This is a genomic window from Kaistia soli DSM 19436 (assembly GCF_900129325.1).
Taxonomy (GTDB): domain Bacteria; phylum Pseudomonadota; class Alphaproteobacteria; order Rhizobiales; family Kaistiaceae; genus Kaistia; species Kaistia soli.
Genome location: NZ_FQUP01000002.1, coordinates 117,821 through 140,626 on the forward strand (window position 1 = coordinate 117,821; position 22,806 = coordinate 140,626).

General features: G+C 64.6%; 26 protein-coding genes and 1 pseudogene. 14 read left to right on the forward strand and 13 right to left on the reverse strand.

What is annotated here, in order from left to right; translation table 11 throughout:
* Nucleotides 1-2: 2 nt before the first annotated feature.
* Entirely contained in the window at nucleotides 3-866 is an 864-nt protein-coding gene (locus BUB39_RS09965; protein ID WP_175561816.1) for a chorismate mutase, read from the reverse strand.
* A gap of 186 nt (nucleotides 867-1,052) precedes the next feature.
* Here BUB39_RS09965 and metX point away from each other — a divergent pair, with 186 nt between their 5' ends.
* Both metX and metW read left to right on the forward strand, forming a co-directional pair.
* The gene (gene metX / locus BUB39_RS09970; RefSeq protein WP_073053003.1) at nucleotides 1,053-2,231 is read left to right on the forward strand and encodes a homoserine O-acetyltransferase MetX; all 1,179 of its coding nucleotides are present in this window, start codon (nucleotides 1,053-1,055) and stop codon (nucleotides 2,229-2,231) included.
* Between the two features lie 9 nt (nucleotides 2,232-2,240).
* Nucleotides 2,241-2,900, forward strand: coding sequence for a methionine biosynthesis protein MetW (gene metW / locus BUB39_RS09975; RefSeq protein WP_073053004.1), 660 nt, complete (start codon nucleotides 2,241-2,243; stop codon nucleotides 2,898-2,900).
* Between the two features lie 14 nt (nucleotides 2,901-2,914).
* Here metW and BUB39_RS09980 read toward each other — a convergent pair whose 3' ends face one another.
* Nucleotides 2,915-3,694: a class I SAM-dependent methyltransferase gene (locus BUB39_RS09980; RefSeq protein ID WP_244540218.1), complete on the reverse strand. Its 780-nt coding sequence runs from the start codon at nucleotides 3,692-3,694 to the stop codon at nucleotides 2,915-2,917.
* Nucleotides 3,695-3,798: 104 nt separating this feature from the next.
* Here BUB39_RS09980 and gloB point away from each other — a divergent pair, with 104 nt between their 5' ends.
* The 5 genes and pseudogenes from gloB to leuC all read left to right on the forward strand — a co-directional run bounded on the left by gloB (nucleotide 3,799) and on the right by leuC (nucleotide 8,149).
* Nucleotides 3,799-4,572 carry a hydroxyacylglutathione hydrolase gene (gloB, locus tag BUB39_RS09985; RefSeq protein ID WP_244540219.1) on the forward strand — a complete coding sequence of 258 codons (774 nt, stop codon included), beginning with the start codon at nucleotides 3,799-3,801 and terminating at the stop codon, nucleotides 4,570-4,572.
* Nucleotides 4,569-5,009, forward strand: a complete 441-nt coding sequence (locus tag BUB39_RS09990) for a cupin domain-containing protein (protein ID WP_073053006.1) — start codon at nucleotides 4,569-4,571, stop codon at nucleotides 5,007-5,009. The genes gloB and BUB39_RS09990 overlap by 4 nt, the downstream gene beginning before the upstream one ends.
* A gap of 155 nt (nucleotides 5,010-5,164) precedes the next feature.
* A pseudogene (rplS, locus tag BUB39_RS09995) lies at nucleotides 5,165-5,539 on the forward strand (50S ribosomal protein L19); the annotation flags it as partial.
* A 97-nt stretch (nucleotides 5,540-5,636) separates the two neighbouring features.
* On the forward strand, nucleotides 5,637-6,452 hold the full coding sequence (locus tag BUB39_RS10000) for a class I SAM-dependent methyltransferase (protein ID WP_073053008.1): 816 nt from the start codon (nucleotides 5,637-5,639) through the stop codon (nucleotides 6,450-6,452).
* A 278-nt stretch (nucleotides 6,453-6,730) separates the two neighbouring features.
* The gene (gene leuC, locus BUB39_RS10005) at nucleotides 6,731-8,149 is read left to right on the forward strand and encodes a 3-isopropylmalate dehydratase large subunit (RefSeq protein ID WP_073053009.1); all 1,419 of its coding nucleotides are present in this window, start codon (nucleotides 6,731-6,733) and stop codon (nucleotides 8,147-8,149) included.
* 44 nt (nucleotides 8,150-8,193) lie between these two features.
* Here leuC and BUB39_RS10010 read toward each other — a convergent pair whose 3' ends face one another.
* Nucleotides 8,194-8,502, reverse strand: a complete 309-nt coding sequence (locus BUB39_RS10010; protein WP_073053010.1) for a hypothetical protein — start codon at nucleotides 8,500-8,502, stop codon at nucleotides 8,194-8,196.
* A gap of 136 nt (nucleotides 8,503-8,638) precedes the next feature.
* Between BUB39_RS10010 and BUB39_RS10015 the strand changes: the two genes are divergently transcribed.
* Together BUB39_RS10015 and leuD are read left to right on the forward strand one after the other, a co-directional pair.
* Nucleotides 8,639-9,052: a metallopeptidase family protein gene (locus BUB39_RS10015; RefSeq protein WP_073053011.1), complete on the forward strand. Its 414-nt coding sequence runs from the start codon at nucleotides 8,639-8,641 to the stop codon at nucleotides 9,050-9,052.
* Between the two features lie 95 nt (nucleotides 9,053-9,147).
* Nucleotides 9,148-9,753: a 3-isopropylmalate dehydratase small subunit gene (gene leuD / locus BUB39_RS10020; protein ID WP_073053012.1), complete on the forward strand. Its 606-nt coding sequence runs from the start codon at nucleotides 9,148-9,150 to the stop codon at nucleotides 9,751-9,753.
* 84 nt (nucleotides 9,754-9,837) lie between these two features.
* Here leuD and BUB39_RS10025 read toward each other — a convergent pair whose 3' ends face one another.
* The 4 genes from BUB39_RS10025 to BUB39_RS10040 form a co-directional block, all read right to left on the reverse strand.
* Nucleotides 9,838-10,113: a DUF1344 domain-containing protein gene (locus BUB39_RS10025; RefSeq protein ID WP_073053013.1), complete on the reverse strand. Its 276-nt coding sequence runs from the start codon at nucleotides 10,111-10,113 to the stop codon at nucleotides 9,838-9,840.
* 65 nt (nucleotides 10,114-10,178) lie between these two features.
* Entirely contained in the window at nucleotides 10,179-10,451 is a 273-nt protein-coding gene (locus tag BUB39_RS10030) for a DUF1344 domain-containing protein (protein WP_073053014.1), read from the reverse strand.
* A gap of 68 nt (nucleotides 10,452-10,519) precedes the next feature.
* Complete coding sequence (locus BUB39_RS10035) at nucleotides 10,520-10,792, reverse strand: DUF1344 domain-containing protein (protein WP_073053015.1); 273 nt, start codon at nucleotides 10,790-10,792, stop codon at nucleotides 10,520-10,522.
* Between the two features lie 360 nt (nucleotides 10,793-11,152).
* Complete coding sequence (locus tag BUB39_RS10040) at nucleotides 11,153-12,037, reverse strand: HpcH/HpaI aldolase/citrate lyase family protein (RefSeq protein ID WP_139251435.1); 885 nt, start codon at nucleotides 12,035-12,037, stop codon at nucleotides 11,153-11,155.
* 97 nt (nucleotides 12,038-12,134) lie between these two features.
* Between BUB39_RS10040 and pdxY the strand changes: the two genes are divergently transcribed.
* The 4 genes from pdxY to BUB39_RS10060 all read left to right on the forward strand — a co-directional run bounded on the left by pdxY (nucleotide 12,135) and on the right by BUB39_RS10060 (nucleotide 14,834).
* On the forward strand, nucleotides 12,135-12,998 hold the full coding sequence (gene pdxY, locus BUB39_RS10045) for a pyridoxal kinase (RefSeq protein ID WP_073053017.1): 864 nt from the start codon (nucleotides 12,135-12,137) through the stop codon (nucleotides 12,996-12,998).
* On the forward strand, nucleotides 12,995-13,711 hold the full coding sequence (locus BUB39_RS10050) for a DUF429 domain-containing protein (protein WP_073053018.1): 717 nt from the start codon (nucleotides 12,995-12,997) through the stop codon (nucleotides 13,709-13,711). Before pdxY ends, BUB39_RS10050 begins: the two co-directional genes overlap by 4 nt.
* A 102-nt stretch (nucleotides 13,712-13,813) precedes the next feature.
* Nucleotides 13,814-14,230 carry a DUF3830 family protein gene (locus BUB39_RS10055; RefSeq protein ID WP_073053019.1) on the forward strand — a complete coding sequence of 139 codons (417 nt, stop codon included), beginning with the start codon at nucleotides 13,814-13,816 and terminating at the stop codon, nucleotides 14,228-14,230.
* 94 nt (nucleotides 14,231-14,324) lie between these two features.
* A complete protein-coding gene (locus BUB39_RS10060) occupies nucleotides 14,325-14,834 on the forward strand; it encodes a heme-degrading domain-containing protein (RefSeq protein ID WP_073053020.1) in 510 nt (169 codons plus the stop codon).
* A gap of 12 nt (nucleotides 14,835-14,846) precedes the next feature.
* On the opposite strand, the gene BUB39_RS10065 is transcribed toward BUB39_RS10060, so the two are convergent.
* Nucleotides 14,847-15,686, reverse strand: coding sequence for an SDR family oxidoreductase (locus BUB39_RS10065; RefSeq protein ID WP_073053021.1), 840 nt, complete (start codon nucleotides 15,684-15,686; stop codon nucleotides 14,847-14,849).
* A gap of 133 nt (nucleotides 15,687-15,819) precedes the next feature.
* Between BUB39_RS10065 and BUB39_RS10070 the strand changes: the two genes are divergently transcribed.
* Entirely contained in the window at nucleotides 15,820-16,194 is a 375-nt protein-coding gene (locus BUB39_RS10070) for a winged helix-turn-helix transcriptional regulator (protein ID WP_073053022.1), read from the forward strand.
* A 7-nt stretch (nucleotides 16,195-16,201) separates the two neighbouring features.
* On the opposite strand, the gene BUB39_RS10075 is transcribed toward BUB39_RS10070, so the two are convergent.
* From BUB39_RS10075 to BUB39_RS10095, 5 genes are all read right to left on the reverse strand, one after another.
* Nucleotides 16,202-17,068, reverse strand: coding sequence for an RNA polymerase factor sigma-32 (locus tag BUB39_RS10075; protein ID WP_073053023.1), 867 nt, complete (start codon nucleotides 17,066-17,068; stop codon nucleotides 16,202-16,204).
* Between the two features lie 215 nt (nucleotides 17,069-17,283).
* Complete coding sequence (locus tag BUB39_RS10080; protein ID WP_073053024.1) at nucleotides 17,284-17,883, reverse strand: CarD family transcriptional regulator; 600 nt, start codon at nucleotides 17,881-17,883, stop codon at nucleotides 17,284-17,286.
* 459 nt (nucleotides 17,884-18,342) lie between these two features.
* Nucleotides 18,343-18,681, reverse strand: a complete 339-nt coding sequence (fdxA, locus tag BUB39_RS10085) for a ferredoxin FdxA (protein ID WP_073053025.1) — start codon at nucleotides 18,679-18,681, stop codon at nucleotides 18,343-18,345.
* A 116-nt stretch (nucleotides 18,682-18,797) separates the two neighbouring features.
* A complete protein-coding gene (locus BUB39_RS10090) occupies nucleotides 18,798-19,196 on the reverse strand; it encodes an RNA-binding S4 domain-containing protein (protein WP_073053026.1) in 399 nt (132 codons plus the stop codon).
* Nucleotides 19,197-19,213: 17 nt separating this feature from the next.
* Entirely contained in the window at nucleotides 19,214-22,498 is a 3,285-nt protein-coding gene (locus tag BUB39_RS10095; protein ID WP_073053027.1) for a helicase-related protein, read from the reverse strand.
* Nucleotides 22,499-22,806: the final 308 nt, after the last annotated feature.

The following is a 22,806-nucleotide window of genomic DNA, read 5'->3' on the forward strand; positions in this document are numbered from 1 at the left end:
GCCTAAGCTCCGGCAACACTCTGGTAGAGGACATGATCGACCGCGATATCGCCGATGGCGATGCCACGTGAGAGCGCCCCGATCTGCGCGACATCGTCGAAACCAGCCCGTGCAGAAAGGTTGGCGACCGACGTCGCGGCGGGCAGCGCCACCAGCAGTTCGCGCCCCGCCTCCGCCATCACGGTGCCGCTCGCCGCCCGAATGGCGCGCGACGCCTCGGGCGCGAGCGCCGTCACGGCGAAAAGCGCCAGATCGGGTGGGGTCGGGTCGGCAAGCTCCGGCGCGATGACGAGCGCTGGCATTTCAGCCGGCCGCCCTGCCACGGCGATGAACGGCGCGAGCGCGATGATGCGCGGGCCGGCCGGTCGGCCGAGGGCACGCCACCAGGCGCCAGCAGCGGCGGGCTGCGCCAGCGCGACCACGCCAAGATCCGTGCCGCTCTCACGGATATGATTGATCGTATCGAGTGCGCCCTGCTGGCGGTGGAGCGCCACCGTGAAGCCGAACAGGAAGCGCGCGACGTCGCGCATCGCATCCCCATGCGCCGTCGAGCCAGGCCCTGGCGTCCCGGCGTCATACGCAACATCGAACGGCGCCTGCATGCGCGTAAAGGTCGTGATGATCTCGCGCCAGATATGCTCGACCGTCCAGAGCGGCAGCGCGCCCTCATGACGGGCGACTAGGCGGCGCATCATGTCGGCCTCACGGCCCGGCCGGAACGCGGCGCCCGGCCGACTAGTGCCCTTGACGCGGATCAGCGTGCCGATCGCGGCGCCACGTTCGATCAGCCGCTCGTGCATCTCGGCATCGAGCCTGTCGATCGTCGCCCGGATCGCGGCGAGCTGGGCCGCATCCTTCTCGCTCACGGAGTTCGTCGTCTCTGTCGCGGCCATCATCAAGGGAGGGTTCGAGCGTCAAGAATGGGCAGCGCCAACGCGGCCCGGCGGGGGCCGATTCATAGGCAAGCCATCCCGCGAAAGCAAAGAAAACATTGACAGGCGAGAGGGCCAGACCCTAGCTAGACGCCCATTCCTAGCGGTCACGAACCGAACATGGCCTCCTACAGGCACACCATCGATGGCGCCGGCCAGGCGCGCAGCGAAGCCGATACCCCTTCCAGCCGCGTGATGCGCTTCGGGCTCGACCAGCCGCTCCGGCTTGATTCGGGACAGCTCATCGCGCCGCTGCAGATCGGCTACCAAACCTACGGCATGCTGAACGCCGATCGTTCCAACGCGATCCTCGTCTGCCACGCATTGACCGGCGACCAGCACGTCGCGAGCGACAACCCGGTCACCGGCAAGCCCGGCTGGTGGGAGACGGTGGTCGGCCCCGGCAAGCCGATCGATACCAACCGCTTCTTCGTGATTTGCTCCAATGTCGTCGGCGGCTGCATGGGCTCGACCGGCCCGGCCTCGACCAATCCCGAGACAGGCGAGCCCTACGGCCTGGCGCTGCCACTCATCACGATTCCCGACATGGTGCGCGCGCAGGCGATGCTCGTCGATGCACTCGGCATCGACCAGCTCTTCTGTGTCGCCGGAGGCTCGATGGGCGGCATGCAGGTGCTGCAATGGGCGGTCGCCTATCCCGAGCGCGTTTTCACCGCACTGCCAATCGCCACCGGCCCGCGCCATTCTTCGCAAAACATCGCGTTCCACGAAGTCGGCCGCCAGGCGATCATGGCCGATCCCGACTGGCTGGCCGGTCGCTACCTCGCCGAGGGCACGAGCCCGCGAAAGGGTCTCGCTGTCGCGCGCATGGCCGCACACATCACCTATATGTCCGACGAAGGCCTGCACCGGAAATTCGGCCGCAACCTGCAGGATCGTGATCGGGTCGCCTTCGGCTTCGACGCCGATTTCCAGATCGAATCCTATCTGCGGCACCAGGGGCTGACCTTCGTTGAGCGCTTCGACGCCAACTCCTATCTCTATGTCACCCGTGCGATGGATTATTTCGACATCGCCGCTGACTATGGCGGGCGTCTCGCCAATGCATTCATGGGATCGAAGACGCGTTTCTGCATCGTCTCATTCACGTCCGACTGGCTATTCCCGACCGTCGAGAGCAAGACCGTGGTGCGGGCACTGAATGCAAGCGGCGCCAGTGTTTCCTTCGTCGAGATCGAGACGGATCGCGGCCACGATGCCTTCCTGCTCGACGAGCCGGTGCTGTTCGCCTCGATCCGCGGCTTCCTGTCGTCCGCCGCCGCTGCCCGCTGGAAATAGGGATCGAGCATGCAACCCCTGGCGGCCCCCATTCACGGCGAACTCTCCAAGCGCCTCGATCTTTTGGTCATTTCTGAGCTCGTCGAGCCAGGCAGCCGCGTGCTCGATGTCGGCTGCGGCGACGGCGAGCTGCTGACGCTGCTTGCCGAGACGCGCGGCGTCGAGGGACGCGGCATCGAACTGTCGCAGGCCGGTGTCAACCAGTGTCTCGCGCGAGGCCTATCGGTCATCCAGGGCGATGCCGACACGGACCTGGTCGACTACCCCGACGACAGCTTCGACTATGTCATCCTGTCGCAGACCATCCAGGCGACGATGCATCCGCGCCGCGTGCTGAGCGAGATGCTGCGCATCGGCCGACGCGTGATCGTCTCGTTCCCGAATTTTGGTCACTGGACCGTGCGCACGTCCCTCGGCTTCCGCGGTCGCATGCCGGTCACCGAGAACCTGCCCTATAGCTGGTACGACACGCCCAACATCCATTTCTGCACCATTCGTGACTTCGTGCAGCTGTGTCGCGACGTAGAGGCCGAGATCGAGCGGGCCGTGACGCTGAACGCCGGCGGAACGCGGATGACGCTGAACGCTCCCTGGTGGTTCTGGAATTTGTTCGGCCAGCAGGCCGTCTTCTTGCTCTCGCACCCCGACACGCCGAAACGCAGCGGATAAGGGGCAGCGGCGCGCTAGACCCCGCGCTCACCGGGCTTCATCGCCTGTCGGCGACTGCCGGCTGGGATCAGCGCGGGCGCGAGCACCGACACACGGCGGCTCGATCGTCGGGCCGGAACGCCCTGATACATCAGCTTTGTCACCTCGACGATCAGGACCCCCGGAAAGGCCGGCCACAGTACGCGCCCGACTTTGTCCCAGCCCTTACCGCTCCTCAGGAATAGCCGGCTTGAGGAAGGCGGCGCGAACAGCGCGCCCGACCAGCCGATCTCGCTGAATTGTGTCTCACGAAGCAGCGTCGCGATCTGCCCGCGCGAGAAGGGGCGGCCATAACCGAACGGTGTGCGCTCGACGCGGGCCCAGATGCCGCGCCTGTTCGGCACGGCGATGATCAGCCGTCCGCCCGGCACCAGCACGCGCCACAGTTCGCGCAGGAGATCGCGCACGTTCGCGGTCGTTTCCAGGCAGTGGATGGCGAGAATTCGATCGATCGAGGCGTCGGTCAGCGGCAGCATGTCCTCATGAACCAACGTCGCGACATTGCCGCCATCGGCCGACCAGTTCATCACGCCCTGCGCCGCCGGCATAAACGCGAGAACCCGCTCGGCACCTTTCGAAAGCCCTTCGAGATAAGGCGTCGCATAGCCGATGCCCAGCACCCGGTCGCCGGCAACGCTTGGCCAATGCGCCTCAATGCGCGCAGCGATCAGCCCGCGCGCCACCGTGCCGAGCCGCTCCGCATAGAAACTGCGCAGATCGACAATATCGGGCGATATGGTCTGGCCTTCTTCCAAGGCGCCGGGCTCCTGACGAAAGGGACTGCGAGTGTAGGAAGGCTTTCCGCTTGGCGCCAGCCCGCCGCGCTTGATAGGGTCCGCCCTCCCCGATGGAGATCGCCATGACCCTCGAAATCGTTCAGTTCCCCTGTCTCAGCGACAATTACGGCGTGCTGCTGCACGATACCGCATCGGGCCGCACCGCCTCGATCGACGTGCCCGAGGCGGCGCCCGTTCTCGCGGCGCTGGCCGAAAAAGGTTGGACGCTCACCGACATCTTTACCACCCATCACCATGCCGATCACGTTCAGGGCAACCTCGAGGTCAAGGCGGCGACCGGCTGCACGATCACTGGGCCGGTCGACGAAGCCGACCGCATCCCTGGCATCGACATCACCGTCAAGGACGGCGACAGCTTCGACTTCGCCGGGCAGACGGTGCGCGTCATCGCGACGCCCGGCCACACCCTCGGCCATATCATCTATCACCTGCCCGATGCCAAACTGGCCTTTGTCGGCGACACGCTGTTTGCGCTCGGCTGCGGCCGCGTGCTGGAGGGCACGCTGGAGCAGATGTTCGATTCCGTCGAGAAGGTCGGCGCCCTGCCATCGGATACGGTGCTCTATTGCGGGCATGAATATACCGAGGCCAATCTCCGCTTCGCTCTGTCGATCGAGCCCGACAACGCGGCCCTTGTGACCCGCGGCGAGGAAATCCGCCGTCTCCGCGCTGCAGGGCAGCCAACCTTGCCGACGACGGTCGCGGCCGAACGTTCGACCAACCCGTTTCTGCGCTCGGATGCCCCTTCGGTGCGTGCGGCGGCCGGCCTGCCGGATGGCGAGCCGGCCGAGGTCTTCGCCGCGACGCGACGCGCCAAGGATGTCTTCAAGGGATGACGGCGCTCAGTGAGCTTTCCGCCGATGCGGTGATCGCGCTTCTCGACCTCGCGCCGCATCCCGAAGGCGGCTTTTATCGCCAGACCTTCAGGGACAGTGCGACTTATGAAGGCCGTCCGGCCTCCACGGCGATCTACTTCCTGCTGCGAGGCGGTGCGCCGTCGCATTGGCATCGGGTCGATGCGATCGAGACCTGGCACTACTACGCCGGGGCCCCGCTGGAACTCGGCCTCTCGGAAACCGGCGAGACCAGCGAGGTGCTGCGTCTCGGGATCGACCTTTCAGCCGGAGAGCGCCCCCAGGGCATCGTTCCGAAAGGCTGGTGGCAGGCGGCGGCGAGCCTTGGCGCCTGGACGTTGGTTGGCTGCACCGTCGCGCCCGGCTTTCGCTTCGAAGGCTTCGAACTGGCGCCGCCCGGCTGGGCGCCGGGAGGCTGAGAGCGGCGCCTTTCGCACGGTTTGGTCTGGACTTTCGGTGCCGCATCGGCTAGATGCGCGCAACCGTAGCGGCAGCAAGACCGCCGGTGAACCAAATGAAAACAGCGCACCGAAACGCTCGCGCTTCCCGAAAGCGCATCGGCAGGAGTTGAACCATGACCAATATCATCGACGAGCTCGACAAAGAGCAGATCGAAAAGATCACCGCGCTTCGCGCCGTTCCGGCCTTCGCCCCCGGCGATACCGTGAAGGTCAATGTGAAGGTGGTCGAAGGCACCCGTTCGCGCGTGCAGGCCTATGAGGGCGTCGTGATCGCCCGCGCGGGTGGCGGCCTCAACGAGAACTTCACCGTCCGCAAGATTTCCTATGGCGAGGGCGTCGAGCGTGTCTTCCCGGTCTATTCGCCGCTGATCGACTCGATCGAAGTGGTCCGTCGCGGCAAGGTCCGCCGCGCCAAGCTCTATTATCTCCGCGACCGCCGCGGCAAGGCTGCCCGCATCGTCGAGAAGACCGAGCCCCGCAAGGAGAAGGCGAAGGTCTGAGACCTTACGCCGTCCGCATCTGCGGCAGGTTTTTCGAAGGGGCGGTCCATTGGGTCGTCCCTTTTTTTATTGCCGGAGCACTGCCTTGGATCCGTTCAAGCTCAGCAATCGCCAGAATTGGGACCAGCGGGCTGATATCCACGCCCTCGACCGCACCGGCTTCTATGCCATCGACGCCTTCCTCGCCGGCGAGGACACACTCTATCCGATCGAGAAGGCCGAGATCGGCGATGTCACCGGGCTGAAACTCGCGCACTTCCAGTGCCATATCGGCGTCGACACGCTGTGCCTGGCAAGACGCGGCGCCGCGGTCACCGGTATCGACTTCTCGCCACGCGCGATTGCACAGGCCCAGGCTCTGGCCGGGCGCGCGGATCTGGCTGCAAAATTCGTCGAGGGCGAGGTCTATGACGCACCGGCGCTGATCGGCAATGATTTCGACGTCGTCTTCACGTCGTGGGGCACGATTTGCTGGCTCGACGACATCAATGCCTGGGCGGCGGCCGTCGCCGGCGTGCTGAAACCCGGCGGGCGGCTTTATTTCGCCGACACCCATCCCGCGATCGAACAGCACGAGCAGATCGAGGGCTCGATCCGCCTCCATTACGACTGGCGCTCGGCCAAGGAGCGGCCGGAGCGCTTCGATTCAGCGACCACCTATACCGGTGACGAGACGCCCTTGGCCGTTGCCTATGCCTTTGAATGGATGCGCGGCGTCTCGGACGTGATCGGGGCGCTGCTCAAGGCCGGCATGCGGCTCGACTTCCTGCATGAGCACGAGTTGCTGCCGTTCAAACTGTTCCCGATGATGGTCCCAGCGGGCGACCGGCTGTTCAAACTGCCCCCGGGTGTCCCGCGTGCACCGCTCGCCCTGTCGTTGCAGGCGACACGTATCCGCTGACGCGCCCGGCGCCGACACGGCATTGTTCTTCGGGCCGACCGCTGCTATCTAGAACCGTTATGAACGACGCCCGCGCCTCCATGCACTGCCCGACGACCGCGAATTTCGCGTCGATGGACGATCATGCGCGCTTGCCGTGGCGGTTTTTCTCGCGTCTCCAGGCGACCGAGGACCGCGGCCGACTTTGACGGGGCCGCGTGCTGGCCAGATGCCGGCGCCGATTGCCCCCGATCCAACGCTGCCTCCTTCTTCATCTTCGCTTTGCCAGGAACGACGTCATGACCGCGTCCGATCAGAAACCCCGCACCCTCTATGACAAGATCTGGGATGACCACGTCGTCGAGGAGACCCCCGACGGCACCGCCATCCTCTACATCGACCGTCATCTCGTGCATGAGGTGACGAGCCCGCAGGCCTTCGAAGGCCTGCGCATTGCCGGCCGCAAGGTGCACCAGCCGACGCGCACGCTCGCCGTCGTCGATCATAACGTGCCGACCACTGACCGCTCGAACGGTATCGCCAATCCGGAATCGGCGCTGCAGGTCGCGACGCTCGCCGAGAACGCCGCCGACTTCGGCGTCGAATACTACTCCGAGCGCGATCATCGCCAGGGCATCGTCCACATCGTCGGGCCCGAGCAGGGCTTCACGCTGCCGGGCATGACGATCGTCTGTGGCGACAGCCACACGTCGACGCACGGCGCCTTCGGCGCCCTTGCCCATGGCATCGGCACGTCGGAAGTCGAGCATGTGCTCGCCACGCAGACGCTGCTGCAGCAAAAGGCGAAGAACATGCGCATCACGGTCGACGGGAAAGCCCCCGCCGGCGTGACCGCCAAGGACATCATCCTCGCGATCATCGGCGAGATCGGCACGGCGGGTGGTACCGGTCATGTCATGGAATATGCCGGCGAGGCGATCCGCGACCTGTCGATGGAAGGCCGCATGACCGTCTGCAACATGTCGATCGAAGGCGGCGCGCGCGCCGGCCTGATCGCGCCGGACGAGAAGACCTTCGCCTATATCAAGGGTCGGCCGAAGGCGCCGACCGGCGCGGTTCTCGAACGCGCCCTGCGCTATTGGGAAACCCTTGTTTCGGACGAAGGCGCGCATTTCGACAAGGAAATCCGCCTCGACGCCGCCAAGCTGCCGCCGATCGTCACCTGGGGCTCATCGCCCGAGGACGTCGTCTCGATCACCGGTGTGGTGCCCAATCCCGACGACATCGCCGATGAGAACAAGCGCACCTCGAAGTGGCGCGCCCTCGACTATATGGGCCTGAAGCCGGGCACGCGGATGGTCGACATTCCGGTCGAGCGCGTCTTCATCGGGTCCTGCACCAATGGCCGCATCGAGGATCTGCGCGCTGCAGCCGGCATGATCGGCGGCAAGACGGTCCGCGAGGGCGTCAATGCCATGGTCGTTCCGGGTTCCGGTCTCGTGAAGGAACAGGCCGAGGCCGAGGGTCTCGACGTGATCTTCAAGGCTGCCGGATTTGAATGGCGCGAGCCCGGCTGCTCGATGTGCCTCGCCATGAACGATGACCGCCTGAAGCCGGGGGAGCGCTGCGCCTCGACCTCGAACCGCAATTTCGAAGGTCGGCAGGGCTTCAAGGGCCGGACGCATCTCGTCTCGCCGCAGATGGCGGCAGCCGCGGCGATCGCCGGTCATTTCGTCGACATCCGCGACTGGCGCTGAACACGAGCGCCGGGACCGGCGATCGCCGATCCCGGCCGCTCACGTCACCAGCCGCGACGAACGAAATGGCAGCGCTCGCCAACCACGACGCGCTTGGAATGCCAGCCATTGTAGCCGCGGACCTTCACCGTGCGCAGGATCGGCTTGCACACCCGGACCGGACCGCGGACATGGCGCTCGCCATGCCACTGATTACCGTTCCAGCCGGGGCCGCGATGGCCCTGCCAGTCGCGCTGATCGACCTGGACAGGCGCCGGAGCCCGATAGGGTTCGGCGCTTGCGCTGGAAACGCCGAAGACGCCGGCAGTGATCGCAACGGCGGTAGCGGCCGTGATGAGGGCGGATTTCAGCATGATGCTCTCCTCGTTTCGATCCGTCCCGTGCGGGGCGGCTGAAATGGAGAAGAGCGCATTGGGCCTGAACCTTGCCTGAGGCAGGTGTTCAGCCCCCGTTCAGGCGACGAGACCGGCGCCGAGGGAGACGAAGCCGATGACCGCCCAGCCGCTGGAGATGTTGAAGGCGCCCTCGCTCGACGATTTCGAGGCGCTCGGACGCGTCGCACTCAAGGGGTTGCCACGGGAATTCCTGACACTGATCGGCGATGTCGAGATCCGTGTCGACGATTTCCCGACGCGCGAGGTTCTGGATGATCTCGTCATCGAGTCGGAGTTCGACCTGCTTGGCCTCTTTGTCGGTGTGGGCCTTGCCCATGCCGGTGCGACGGCGGTCACCGGAATGATGCCAAACCGCGTCTGGCTCTATCGCCGTCCGATCCTCGATTATTGGGCGGAGCATGACGAGACGCTCGGCGCCATCGTTACGCATGTGCTGATCCACGAGATCGGCCACCATTTCGGCCTCTCCGACGACGACATGGAGGCTATCGAGGAGGCTGCAGACTGACGACCGGCCTCGCTTGGCCGCCGCTTGACCACCGCGCCGCACGGGCGCATCACCTGTTAAACCCCGTCTTTCAGGACGATCCGAGGACGACCGCCATGGACAAGTTCACAACGCTGACCGGTGTCGCAGCCCCGCTGCCGCTCATCAATATCGACACCGACATGATCATCCCGAAGGATTATCTGAAGACGATCAAGCGCACCGGCCTTGGCAAGGGCCTGTTCGCCGAGATGCGCTACAAGGACGACGGCAGCGAGAATCCGGACTTCGTGCTGAACAAGCCGGCCTATCGACACGCCTCGATCATCGTCGCGGGCGATAATTTCGGCTGCGGCTCGTCGCGCGAACATGCACCCTGGGCGCTGCTCGACTACGGCATCCGCTGCGTGATTTCGACGTCATTCGCCGACATCTTCTACAACAACTGCTTCAACAACGGCATCCTCCCGATCCGGGTCGACAAGGAAGACCTCGACAAGCTGTTCGACGATGCCGAACGAGGCGAAAATTCGCGCATCACCATCGACCTCGCTGCACAGGAAATCCGCGGCCCCGACGGGGGCGTCGTGCATTTCGACATCGATGCCGAGCGCAAGGAGAAGCTGCTGAACGGTCTCGATGATATCGGGCTCACCATGGTGAAGCAGCCGGAGATCGCGACATTCGAGGCAACCGTGGCCGAGGAACGCCCCTGGGCCTGATACGGCGCTGACTTGATGCAGAAACGGCGTCCGGTCTCACGACCGGGCGCCGTTTTGGTATTCCGACTGAAGTTCAGCTTGGACTTAGTTGATGTCCATGCCGTCCTGGATCGCCGGATGGGGATCGAACGCGCCGATGCCCTGCTGGCCATTGGCGGTCACGCCGACTTCCTGGCCGGGGAGAAGGCCGTAAAGCACGGTGCCATTGGCGAACTGGAACGACTGGCCGGACTTCAGGGTCAGCGTGCCGGCGGCCGGGTTGACCGTCTCGACGGTGCCCTGGATCTGCTCGGCGGCGAAGGCCGCGGCGCCCGAAGCGAGGAAGGCGAGCGAGGCGGCGGCGATTGCGAACTTGCGCATGATAGTACTCCTAAGGATTGAATTCTGGGCGCCGCAAGGCGCCTGAGGTTTAGCGATGTCGGGTCTTAGTTGACGTCGCCATCACGATTGGCCGGATGCGGATCGAAGGCGCCGATGCCCTGCGAACCATTGGCGGTCACGCCAACTTCCTGGCCGGGGAGAAGGCCGTAAAGCACGGTGCCGTTAGCGAACTGGAACGACTGGCCGGACTTCAGGGTCAGCGTACCGGTCGAGGCATTGACGGTCTCGACGGTGCCCTGGAACTGCTCGGCGGCGAAGGCCGCGGCGCCCGAGGCGAGGAAGGCGACCGAGGCCGCGGCGATTGCAAACTTGCGCATGATAGACTCCTTAGCTTGAATTTTGGGCCCCTTGGGGCGCAATGACTTGGATTGTGAAGGGCTCGGGCTTAGTTGACGTCGCCGTCACGATTGGCCGGATGCGGATCGAAGGCACCGATGCCCTGCGAACCGTTGGCGGTCACGCCGACTTCCTGGCCGGGGAGAAGGCCGTAGAGCACGGTGCCGTTGGCGAACTGGAACGACTGGCCGGACTTCAGGGTCAGCGTACCGGCGGCCGGGTTGACCGTCTCGACGGTGCCCTGGAACTGCTCGGCGGCGAAGGCCGCGGCGCCCGAAGCGAGGAAGGCGAGCGAGGCGGCGGCGATTGCAAACTTGCGCATGATATTATCCCGTAATGATGTTCTGCCGTGACGACGATCAGTTGGCTTACTGTTGCCACCGATCGTTGCCGGTGAGCCTGATATGGGATTCTCCCCCGGCGGAACAACTCACGCAATTGTCATTCACACGCCCCTTGAACCACTACGACGAACGTCGGTTCCGCATTTTGCGATTCCTGCAGAATAATTTCTCGACAGATCGGCCTGGCGTGGAATGACCGACCGGTTCAATCCGTCATTGTTCACCATTTTGCACTGCACTGTTAAAGAAATAGCGACGCTTATGATAAGCCTTCCCTATTGTCAGTGATGTTGTTTCACAATCCTGTCAGGCTTCCGCGAACGATCCTCGCGAGGCCGTCACCCACCGCGTGATGCAATGACTTCAAAGCGGGCAATAAGGCGCTTTGCCGCTTCCGCATGCAGCCGTTCGACGATCCTGCCCTCAACCGCCAGGACGCCAAGTCCGACATGGCGCGGCTCGTCGAACAGCCCCGCGATGCGACGCGCCTCGGCAAGCGCTGCCTCGTTCGGCATGAATGCGCGATTGGCCGCCTCGATCTGGCGGGGATGAATGAGGCTCTTGCCGTCGAAACCGCAGTCAAGCGCCTGAAGGCATTCGGCCTCGAAGGCTGCTACGTCGGAGAGGTCGTTGAAGACACCGTCGATCACATCGAGCCCGCCGGCGCGCCCCGCCGCCAGCACACCCATCATCCAGGGCAGCATCGGCGCCCTTCCCCGCACCTGGCGCGCGCCCGTCTCCGCCGCGAGGTCGTTGAGCCCGAGCACCAGCGCCGTGAGCGGATAGTCGCCATCGGTAGCGAGCGCGATGGAAAGTGGATCGGCGACGGCTCGCGCCGTCTCGATCATCGCCCAGATCGGCACGGTCACCCCGGGTGCCGTCTCGGCCGCCGCGCGCCTGAACGCTCCAATATCCGCCGCTGTGGCGATTTTCGGCAGCAGGAGACCATCGGGCTGAGCCGGAAGGATCACTGCAAGATCCGCAATGCCGAGGCCCCCCGCCAACGGATTGAGACGTACGACGACCTCCGGAGCGTCAGGACGGCGTGGCACGGCCAGCAACGCTGCGATGCGCTCGCGCGCGGCGGCCTTTTCGGTCGGCGCGACGGCGTCCTCGAGATCCAGGATGACAGCGTCGGCCCCGAGCCCCAGGGCCTTTTCAAGCGCGCGCGGATTGGCACCCGGCACATAGAGCACAGAGCGGCGCGGGCGGCTGGACGGCATCGTCATGTCCTCGCATATCGGCAATGGCAAAGCAGGCATGCGGCGCGGCCGGATCGAATCGGCTAGGGTCCGCAGCTCAGCTCGAAGGTAGCAACAGATGCCGATCAGCCCGAAGCCTGCTGTTCTCGTCCTCACATCGGAGGTGGTACGCGGCGCCGTCGGCGGTCGTGCCGCCGGCTTCACGCTGGAGCGGCTCGGCTTTCCGCTCTGGACCGTTCACACCGTAACCCTGCCCTGGCACCCTGGCCACGGCCGCGCCAGCCGGATCGTGCCGGACGAAGCGTCCTTCGCCGCCCTGATCGACGATCTTCTCCGCGCGCCCTGGCTTGGCGAGATCGGCGGCATTCTGACCGGCTATGTCGGCGCCGCAACCCAGCCGGCCGCTATCGCCCGGCTCATCGACGCCATCAGGCGGACCAACCCAGACGTTCTTTATCTCTGCGACCCCGTGATGGGCGACAATGGCGCACTCTATGTGCCCGAGGCCAACGCCGCGGCGATCCGCGATTACCTCGTGCCCCGCGCGGATATCCTGACGCCAAACTTGACTGAACTCGCCTTCCTCGCCGGCCAGCCAATCGCAACTCGTGACGAAGCCGTCGATGCCGCGCGAGCCCTCACCGCGCCACGCGTCGCCGTCACGTCTGCGCTTTCCGGCGGGGGCGAGACAGAGACCCTCCTTGTCACGGCGGATGCGGTCCTGTCCGCGCGCCACGCCCTCTTCGATGGACGCGTCCCGAATGGCACGGGCGACCTCTTCGCTGGATTGATGCTGGCCCGTCTCCTCGACGGCGCGGACGACAGCGCGGCACTCGGGCAATCAACGGCGACCCTGGTCGATCTTCTGTCCGCCGCGCGCTCCCTTGGCGCCGACGAACTGCCTCTGGCAACCCTGCAGGAGCGCCTCGTCACGCCGGAAGCGCGCGTGACGGTGCGGACCGACGCAGCCGTTGTACCGTGACTGCCTGGGTCGCCGGCGTCGATGGCTGCAAGGCCGGCTGGATTGCGGTCCTCGTCGCCGACGCGGGCGCGACCGAAATCGTTGTGACCCCACGCTTTGCGGACATTCTCGCACATCGGTACGCGCCATCGATCATAGCCGTGGACATGCCGATCGGCCTTCCTGATCGAGTCGGTCCCGGCGGCCGGGGTCCTGAGCGGCTGGTGCGTGCGAAGCTTGGCAACCGTCAATCGTCCGTCTTTGCGATCCCGCCACGATCCGCCGTCATGGCCGAAAGCTATGCCGAGGCGACGAGTGCATCGCTGGAAGCATCGACACCGCCACGCAAGGTCTCGCGCCAGGCTTTCGGGCTCTTTCCGAAGATCCGTGAAATCGATGCCCTGATGACGCCGGCGCTTGAGGACCGCCTTTACGAGAGCCATCCGGAGCTGGCTTTCTGGGCCCTGAATGGGCAGCGTCCGATGGCATTGCCGAAGAAGGCGCGGGGCGTGCCTCATCCGGCCGGTCTCAACGAGCGACGCGCTTTGCTTATTCACAGCGGCTACGATGCAGCTCTTCTATCGACGGCGCCGCGCGGAGCGGGCCCGGACGACGTGCTGGATGCGGCAGTGCTCGCCCTAATCGCCCGGCGCATCGCGGGGGGCAAAGCGGAGTCCTTTCCGTCCATGCCGGAGCGCGACGCGAAGGGCCTGCGCATGGCGATCTGGGCCTGAGTCGCTCTCGGCGGCTTGACCTTCGCGGTCTGGGCAGGACAATGATCGCAGCAAGGCGTTCGCCAGACCGCCGCCCCTTCGTCAGAGGACATCCGCAGCACCATGAGCAAAGTGAAGATCACCGCCGGTCCCTACACCTTCCTGGGTGAGTTCGAGGAAGAGGCGGCGCCGAAGACTGTCGCGGTGTTCAAGACGCTGCTGCCCTATCGCGAAAAGATCATTCACGTCCGCTGGAGCGGCGAGGGCTGCTGGATTCCGCTTGGCGACCTTGATCTCGGCCTCGGCTACGAGAATCACACCTCCTATCCGGCACCTGGCCAGTTCATTCTCTATCCCGGCGGCATCAGCGAAACTGAGATCCTGCTCGCCTATGGTGGCGTGCACTTCGCCTCGAAGCTTGGTCAGCTTGCCGGCAATCACTTCCTGACAATTACCGAGGGCAAGGAAAACCTGACCGCACTCGGCAAGGCGACACTCTGGAAGGGCGCACAGGACATCCTGTTCGAGGCCGTCGACTAGGTTGCACCGACGCAGCCAGGCGCGACGGCGCGCGCCGCGAGATGCGCCCCGGCAATACAAATTGCCGCGGCGCTGACGCCACAGGGAGGAAGCCATGACCGATGATGCGACGCTGCTTGACGATTTGCTCGAGCAGGAGAAACGGCTCGTCTTCGACCGTTTCGACAACGACACCGCCATCCTACTCGGGACGCGGATTCTGGAGCGGGCGCGCGCCGGCAAGCAGGCAGTCGTCGTCGACATCTCGCGAGGCGATCAGCGCCTGTTCTATGCAGCGCTTGCCGGGACCAGTCCGGACAATGAGTTCTGGGTCGCCGGCAAGATCGCGGTCGTCAAACGCTTTGGCCATTCGTCATTCTATGTGGGCCAGAAGGCCCGTATTCGCGGCGTCGACTTCGCGACGGCATCCCTGGTCGACCGGGAGCAGTTCCGCGCCCATGGCGGTTGCTTCCCGATCATCGTCGCGAATGTCGGCATGGTCGGCACGGCGACGGTTTCCGGCCTGCCCCAGGCCGAGGATCACGCCCTGGTTGTCGCGGTCATCGAGGATGTCCTCGCCGAAATCGGTTCCGGCGAGGCACGCACGGAAGTCTGGACCGCCTGAGCGCCCGCAGAATCAAGCCTTGAGTGCTGCGGCGTTGTCAGCCGCGTAGACCGCGAGCGCCCGCGGCGGCTTGCCGGTCAGCGTTTCGACGTCGCCGGTGACAAGGGCCGTCCATCCCGCACGGACGGGATAGAAGATCGACGCGAGAAACGCCGCATAGTCCTGCGGCACGCCGGCACCGGTCAGAATTCCGATGAAGGCCTCGTCGCTGATCGCCGTATAGGTCACGGATTTACCGATAACGGCGGAGAGAATGGCGGCCGCCTCGGCATAGCCAAGCGCCTCGGGGCCGGTCAGGCTAAAGGCCTTGCCGTCGAAGGCATTGGAGGTCAGGGCTGCAGCCGCGCTCTCAGCGATATCGCGCACATCGATGAAGCTGGTCTTGCCTTCGCCCGCCGGAACGGCGATCTGGCCATGGTCGATGCCCGGCTTCCAGAAAGTCTGGAAATTGTCAGCGAACCAGTTCGGCCGCAGGATCACATAGGGCGTGCCAGACTTCTCGAGTGCAATCTCGACCTGGCGATACGGGATGCTGTCATCGGCTTCGACGCCGAAGACGCTGAGGAACACGACCTTGACGCCACGCTCCGCCGCTGCGGCAACGACCGGAAGCAGCAACTCTTTGGCGTTCACATAGCCGGTTGGCAACATGACGAAGGCGCGATCAACGCCGTCGAACGCCGCCTCGAAGGTAGACGGATCGGTGATGTCGAACACGACGCCCGCAGCGCCTTCGACTGGCTTGCCCGCCCGCGACGCAGCCTTAACCTTCTCGCCTTTCGTAAGCAGCATCCTGACCAGCGGCTTGCCGATATTGCCGGTCGCGCCGAGCACGAGAATTCCGTCTGCCATTGTGATCCCCTTCGGTATCGATTGGAAACTATCTATCGAAGTGATACATAGATCCCAATATGGAAGCGCGGAAGAGGGCACTTCTTGATCACGAAGTAACCTCAGGGAAACCGGCTACTCGATCGGATCGCTGATGTCGCAAGCCTATGATGTCTACAATGACCGTTGCCCGACGCGGATGGTACTCGACCGGATCGCCGATAAATGGGCTGTGCTGATCCTTGACCGGCTGCAGGACGGGCCAGTGCGATTCAATCATCTGCGCCGCGATATCCACGGGATCTCTCAGAAGGTCCTGTCTCAGACATTGAAAAAGATAGAGCGCGACGGCCTTGTCTCGCGCACGGTCTATGCGACCGTTCCGGTGACAGTCGAATATGCGCTGACGCCTCTCGGGCGAACATTGACCGAAACTGTCCGCACCCTCGCCCATTGGGCCGAAAAGAACATGGATGCGGTGCTGGCGGCGCAGCAAGCCTATGACGCGGCGACCGCACCGCCCAGATGATCGCGCTCTAGGAAACGCCCATCGGCTGCGGATGATCGCGCAGCAGCGCGGCCTTCACCTTTTCCATCGCGCGGCCCTCGATCTGGCGCACGCGTTCCTTGGAAATGCCAAGCGCGACGCCGAGTTCTTCCAGCGTCACGGTCTCCTCGCTCAGCCGTCGCGCCTTGAGGATGCGGGCCTCACGCGGTGACAGCACATCCATCGCCTGGTGCAGCCAAGTCGACCAGCGCGCGCCATCGATTGCCTCGCCGACGCGCTCGTCGGGCAGCGGGGCATCGTCGACGAGGAAGTCCTGGCGGTCCGAGGCGGTTGATTCACCGTCGCCAACCGGCGCATTGAGGGAAGCGTCCGAACCGGAAAGCCGAGCATCCATCACAGCGACATCGTCGGTCGAGACTCCGATCGCCAGCGCGATCTGCTGATAGACTTGGCGGCTATTACCGGCTTCCCCATTGCGGGAAAGCTTCGCACGCAGCCGCCGCAGGTTGAAGAACAGGGCTTTCTGCGTCGACGAAGTGCCGCCCCGCACGATCGACCAGTTGCGCAGGACATAGTCCTGGATGGCCGCCCGGATCCACCATGTCGCATAAGTCGAGAAGCGAATCTCGCGCTCCGGCTCGAATCGCGCCGCTGCCTCCAGCAGGCCGACATTGCCCTCCTGGATCAGGTCGCTCATGGGCAATCCGAAATGCCGAAAGCGCGCTGCGATCGCAATGACGAGACGCATATGCGCCTGTGTGAGCTGGTGCAGGGCTGCCTGATCGTGCCGATCACGCCAAAGGACCGCGAGGTTGTGTTCCTGCTCGCGCTCCAGATAGGGAGCCTGCATGGCCGCCTTCACGAACTGGCGGCTCGAAGTTGTCGACATGGCCATTCGCTGGAGTCCCCGTTGTCATTCCGCCCGCATTCACAGGGTGATACGGATGGGCGAGGAGAACGGTTGCGTCTGCCATGCGCACATTGGCGTGATCGGACCATTGCCCCGGGCCGATCGCGACCTAAAACGAAACGCCCGGCTGCAAGGCCGGGCGTTTTGCACATATTCAGTGACGCGACGCGGAGAACCGCGTCAATTCGGCGCAGCAGCGATCACGCCGCCTCATCATGCGACTCGTCGCCATCATCTTCAGGCTCAGCCTCGGCACTCGCATCCTCGGCCTTGCCACCGCGACGCGGGCTCTTGGCGAGATTCTGCTCGATCTGGCGCACTGCCTCGGTCTCGGAGATCTCACTGACGGCAGCGATCTCGCGCGACATCCGGTCGAGCGCCGCCTCGTAGAGCTGACGCTCCGAATAGGATTGCTCGGGCTGGCTGTCGGAGCGGAAGAGATCACGCACCACTTCAGAGATCGCGATCAAGTCGCCCGAATTGATTTTCGCCTCGTATTCCTGCGCACGACGGCTCCACATCGTACGCTTGACGCGCGCGCGGCCGCGGATCGTCTCCAGCGCCTTCTTGACCGTGGCAGCATCGGAGAGCTTGCGCATGCCCACCGCCGTCGCCTTCGCGACGGGGACGCGCAGTTTCATTTTATCCTTCTCGAATGAGATCACGAACAGCTCGAGCTTCATGCCGGCCACTTCCTGTTCCTCGAGACCAACGATCTCGCCGACGCCATGCGCCGGATAGACGATGCGCTCGCTCGTCTTGAAATCGGAACGAAGAGTGGTCTTCTTGATTGCGGCCATACTCGTGTAGACTCCTTGCGGTTACGGTCCCGGCTCGCCAAGCCGAAGGCCGGACATGACGCGCACAGCGTCAGATCCATCGCTCCTGCGTTCCGGGACGGTGCCAGTGCGCGCGAACACTCCGGCGGCGAACCACCCGGATTCGCCTTGCCAACTGTCAGCCGATGGAAAAAATCGTGTAGCTCGCCCGAAGGTCGCGGTGCCGCGCGCTTTCAAGTCACAAATAAGCCCGCTTGCGCCGCTCATCGCTGCGCAAGAAGGCCATTTCGCTATCGAAAGAGGAGACTTACCAACAACCAAACACCAACCAGGTGCGGCGACGCCGTAGGTTTTTACCGACTGTGTTGGGTATATATCACAAAAAGCCGGAAAAACAAAGCGTTACAAAGCACGTCCCCGCGATCGCCCATTAAGGGACGCGCGCGCGACCTTCAGCGACCGACGCGAAACAGGGACGGCTCAGTCGCCTTCGCCCGGCTTCGGCGAGAAATGCGCCTCGAACTTGCCGGCAACCCCGTCGAAGCTTGCGGCGTCAGCCGGCGGCTCCTTGCGTAGCGTAATATTGGGCCACTTGTCGGCATATTCGGCGTTGATCTTCAGCCACTTGTCGAGGCCAGGCTCGGTATCGGGCTTGATCGCCTCGGCCGGACATTCTGGCTCGCAAACGCCGCAATCGATGCACTCGTCCGGATGGATGACGAGCATGTTGTCGCCTTCGTAGAAGCAGTCCACCGGGCAGACTTCGACGCAGTCGGTATATTTGCAGCGAATGCAGTTATCGGTCACGACATAGGGCACGGCAATCTCCTTGCCCGGGACGCGTCAGCCGCAGGCAGTGGCATGGGGTATCCGGTTTGCCGGGAGGGTGCAAGGATCGGAAAACCCTAGAGCCGACCCCTCGGCGAAATGATCATTCAGTCTTCGCCATCGTCGCGAAACGGTGTTCCACCGAACGCTGAGCCGGTAAAATGGAACGCGTCTATCGCCCGTCTGTCGCGCTTGGTGGGCCTCTCTCCGCCCGATGCCGGCCGGATGGGCGCGGGCGGCGTGACATCCTCGTAGAGCGTCTGAGCCTCGGGCGCGGGCCCTCGGCGAACGCCTGGTGCCAGCACCTTCAGCACGCGCACCTGGCGCTCTAGCGTCAATGTCAGCACGTCGCCGACGCGGACGAGGCGGCTGGGGCTGTCAATCCGGTCACGATTGACGCGGACCGCCCCAGACAACACCAGCTTCTGCGCTGTGGTCCGCGTCTTGGCGAAGCGCGCAAACCACAGCCATTTGTCGATGCGCTGGGGGCCCGCCTCCTCGCTCATCGCAGCAAGACCCGCCGTCAGCTGCCGCGCTTCTTCGCCTCAAGATCGGCCTTCAGGGCGGCCAATGCGGCGAAGGGCGAGTTGGGATCGATCGGCCGTTCACGGCGCGGCTCCTCGCGGCGCGGCTGCGGCGCCCCGCCATGCTTGCGCTGGTCGGGTCGATCCTGATGACGACGATCGGGACGCTCGCCATCGGCATGCGCCGGCCGATCATGCGGCCGCGGCGCCGGACGATCGGGACGTGGACCACGCTCGTCGCGGCGCCCAGGCTTGGCGTCGCCGCCCTGAGGCGGGCGACCCTGACCCGGACGATCCTGCTGCGGACGCCCATGACGACGCCCCTCGCGCGTCTCCGCTGGCGCTTCCTCTGCACCAGCCTGCGGCTCACCGCGATGGCGCCCGCCGCCACGGCGCTCACCCTGCTCGCGCGGGGGCCGGCGATCAAACCGTCCGGGACGCCAAATTTCGATCATCTCGGGTTCAGCCGGCGCCGCCGACTCGGCAACCGTGACGGCCTCGGTCACGGCCTCGGTTTCGGCCGCGATGGCACCCGATGCATCGTCCGTTTCGGCGACCGGCTCGGCTTCGGCAACAGCGTCCGACGCCACAGCCTCGCCCTCGCCAGCGGCCTCGACATCAACCGGGTCAGCCGTTTCCAGCTCTGCCGCAACGACTTCGACCGGTTCAGTCCCCTCCGCGACGACGGGTTCGTCGCTCACGGGCGCGGCATCGGTCTCTACGGGGCTTTCCTGGGCATCAGTGCCGTCGGAAGCCGCCTCGGCCACAGCTGTGGCGGGCGCAGCCTCTGATGCAGCCGCCGCCGGCTTCGGCGGAGCGGGCCGACGGTCGAGACGATAGCCGAGCGACTTCAGCACGCCGGCGAAATCCTCGCCCGAGCAGCCGAGCAGCGACATCATCGACACGGTCACGGTGAAGCCATTGCCGTCGACCGCGCCTTCCGGCGGAACGAGATTGTCGGAGGTCGGCTTCCAGGCGATCAGCGGGCGGATGATATCGGCCAGCCGCTCAAGAATATCGAGACGCACGGCGCGGTTGCCGGCGATGCGATAGCCGACGACCCGATAGAGTGGCCGCGCGAAGGTCGGGTCGACCAGGATGGTCGTGCGGCCCGAAGCCGAAAGCTGCGGCAGCTCGGCGAGACCGGGCGTATCGAGACCCTGGTTCTTGAGCGCCCAGAGCAGTGCATTGAGCGCGCTCGGCGCCGGCTTCAACAGCGCTGGCACATAGACATGATAAGCGCCGAAGCGAACGCCGAGTTTCCGAAGCCCGGCGCGCGATTCCTGGTCGAGTGCCTTGAGCTCATCGGCAAGTTCGGACCGGTCGAGAACGCCCTGCCCCTCGACGAGGCGGAAGGCGATGCCGCGGGCGGCAGCCGTCAGCTCTGCGCCGGCGAGCAGATCGAACAGCGGCTTCAACAATGTCTCGACATGGCTCTTCAGCCAGAGATCGACACGATCCTGAACGCGCTCGCGGGCCGGGCCAGTCAGCCCGTCATCGGCAAGCAGGACGAGGCGCGGCTTCAGCGCATCATCCGTCGACACGATCTTGGCGATCGGAGCGCCAAGCCAGCGCAGCGTGCCATCGACGGAGAGCACGAGTTCGGGATTGGGCGCCCGGCCGAGCTTTTCGGCTCGCCGGTCAAGTTCGCCTGCCAGCGCCTTATGAGCCACAGCTGCAATCGCCTTGGCATCCGGTCCATCGGCCTTTGGGTCAGGCGTGAAGCGGAAACCCTGCAGGCTGCCGACATGCTGTCCCTCGACCAGCACGTCGCCGGAGGTTGTGATTTCTGCTTCGAGCATCGCGTTTTCTCTTAGCCGCTTCATGAGAACGCTGGTGCGCCGATCGACGAAACGCTGGGTCAGCCTCTCGTGGAGCGCGTCGGAAAGACGATCCTCTATCGCGCGCGTGCGCTCCTGCCAATGGCGAGGATCACGAAGCCAGTTTGAACGGTTCGCCGCGAAGGTCCAAGTTCGGATATGCGCGATGCGATTGGCGAGCGTATCGATGTCACCATCAGTCCGGTCCGCGAACGCACATTGCCGGTCAAACCAATCCTCCGCAATAGCCCCGTCGCGTGCGACGAAACGGAAGATCTCGCTGACAAGCTCGGCATGATTGGCCGGGGCGATGCGGCGATAGTCGGGAATCTGGCAAATATCCCAAAGGAGTTGCACCCGTTCGCGCGATGTCGCGAGGTCCTTCACCTCGGGATCGCGGCCGACGCGATCGAGAACCGTGACATCGACAGAAGGTGGCGCCTTCGACAGGCCCTCTATTCCAGGCGCGCGATCGAGGCTCGCCCGCAGCGTTTCCAGCGACCGGAAGTCGAGGGTTCGGTTGCGCCACTGCAACGTCCGCACCGATTGAAAATGATGATTCTCCAGCGCCTCGACCAAATCGTCGTCGAGTGGATCGACCTGTCCGGTGACGCCGAATGTGCCGTCGCGCGTGTGGCGGCCGGCCCGGCCGGCGATCTGGCCAAACTCGGACGCAGAAAGGCGGCGATACTGATAGCCGTCGAATTTGCGCTCCTGCGCGAAGGCGACATGGTCGACGTCGAGATTAAGCCCCATGCCGATCGCATCGGTGGCAACGAGGAATTCGACATCGCCGGACTGGAACAGCTCGACCTGAGCGTTGCGCGTGCGCGGCGAGAGGGAGCCGAGCACCACCGCCGCGCCGCCGCGCTGCCTGCGGATCAGTTCGGCAACCGCATAGACCTCATCCGATGAGAAGGCGACGATCGCGGAGCGGCGCGGCAGTCGCGTAATCTTCTTCGAGCCGGCATAAGTCAGCATCGACATGCGCGGCCGCGTGATGATCGTGACGCCGGGCAACAGCTTCTCGATGATGCCGCGCATCGTCCCCGCGCCGAGCAGCAGCGTCTCGTCCCGACCGCGGAGATTGAGGATGCGATCGGTGAAGACATGCCCGCGCTCAAGATCCCCGGCCAGCTGGATCTCGTCGATTGCAAGGAAGGACGCGTCGGTCTGCGATGGCAGCGCCTCGACGGTACAGACCCGGTAGCGCGGATGGGCCGGGATGATCTTCTCTTCGCCGGTGATCAACGCGACGGCCTCTGTGCCAACCCGCGCGGCAACGCGGCCATACACTTCGCGTGCCAGAAGACGCAACGGCAGCCCGATAACGCCGCTCGAATGAGCGAGCATCCTCTCGATGGCGAAATGCGTCTTGCCGGTATTGGTGGGCCCGAGCACGGCCGTCACGCCACGGCCACCGGCTCCTGCGCCAGCACCGGGCGGTCTGTTAGAATCCGTCATCGCGTGGGTTGTCTCACCTCGGCGGATCTTGCGGGCAGGCACACCTTTGCAAAGCACGCCGAGACCCGAAATGGGAACGTCCTGCGAACAAAGCCAGCCCGAATCGCTGACTCGCACGCTGTCCCCTTCTGTTCTGCAGACTATATGGTGTGCGAGCGCGCTCGATCCACCGGCGCCTTCACGCGGCGCCGAAAAATGGGCCTGGAGGCGCGCCTCAGGTGATCATTAACGAGACTTGAAGATCGGGACTCGCATTCGAGCCATCGGCCTTAATCTTCGCGTCGAACCAAGAACGGAGGATGGACGAA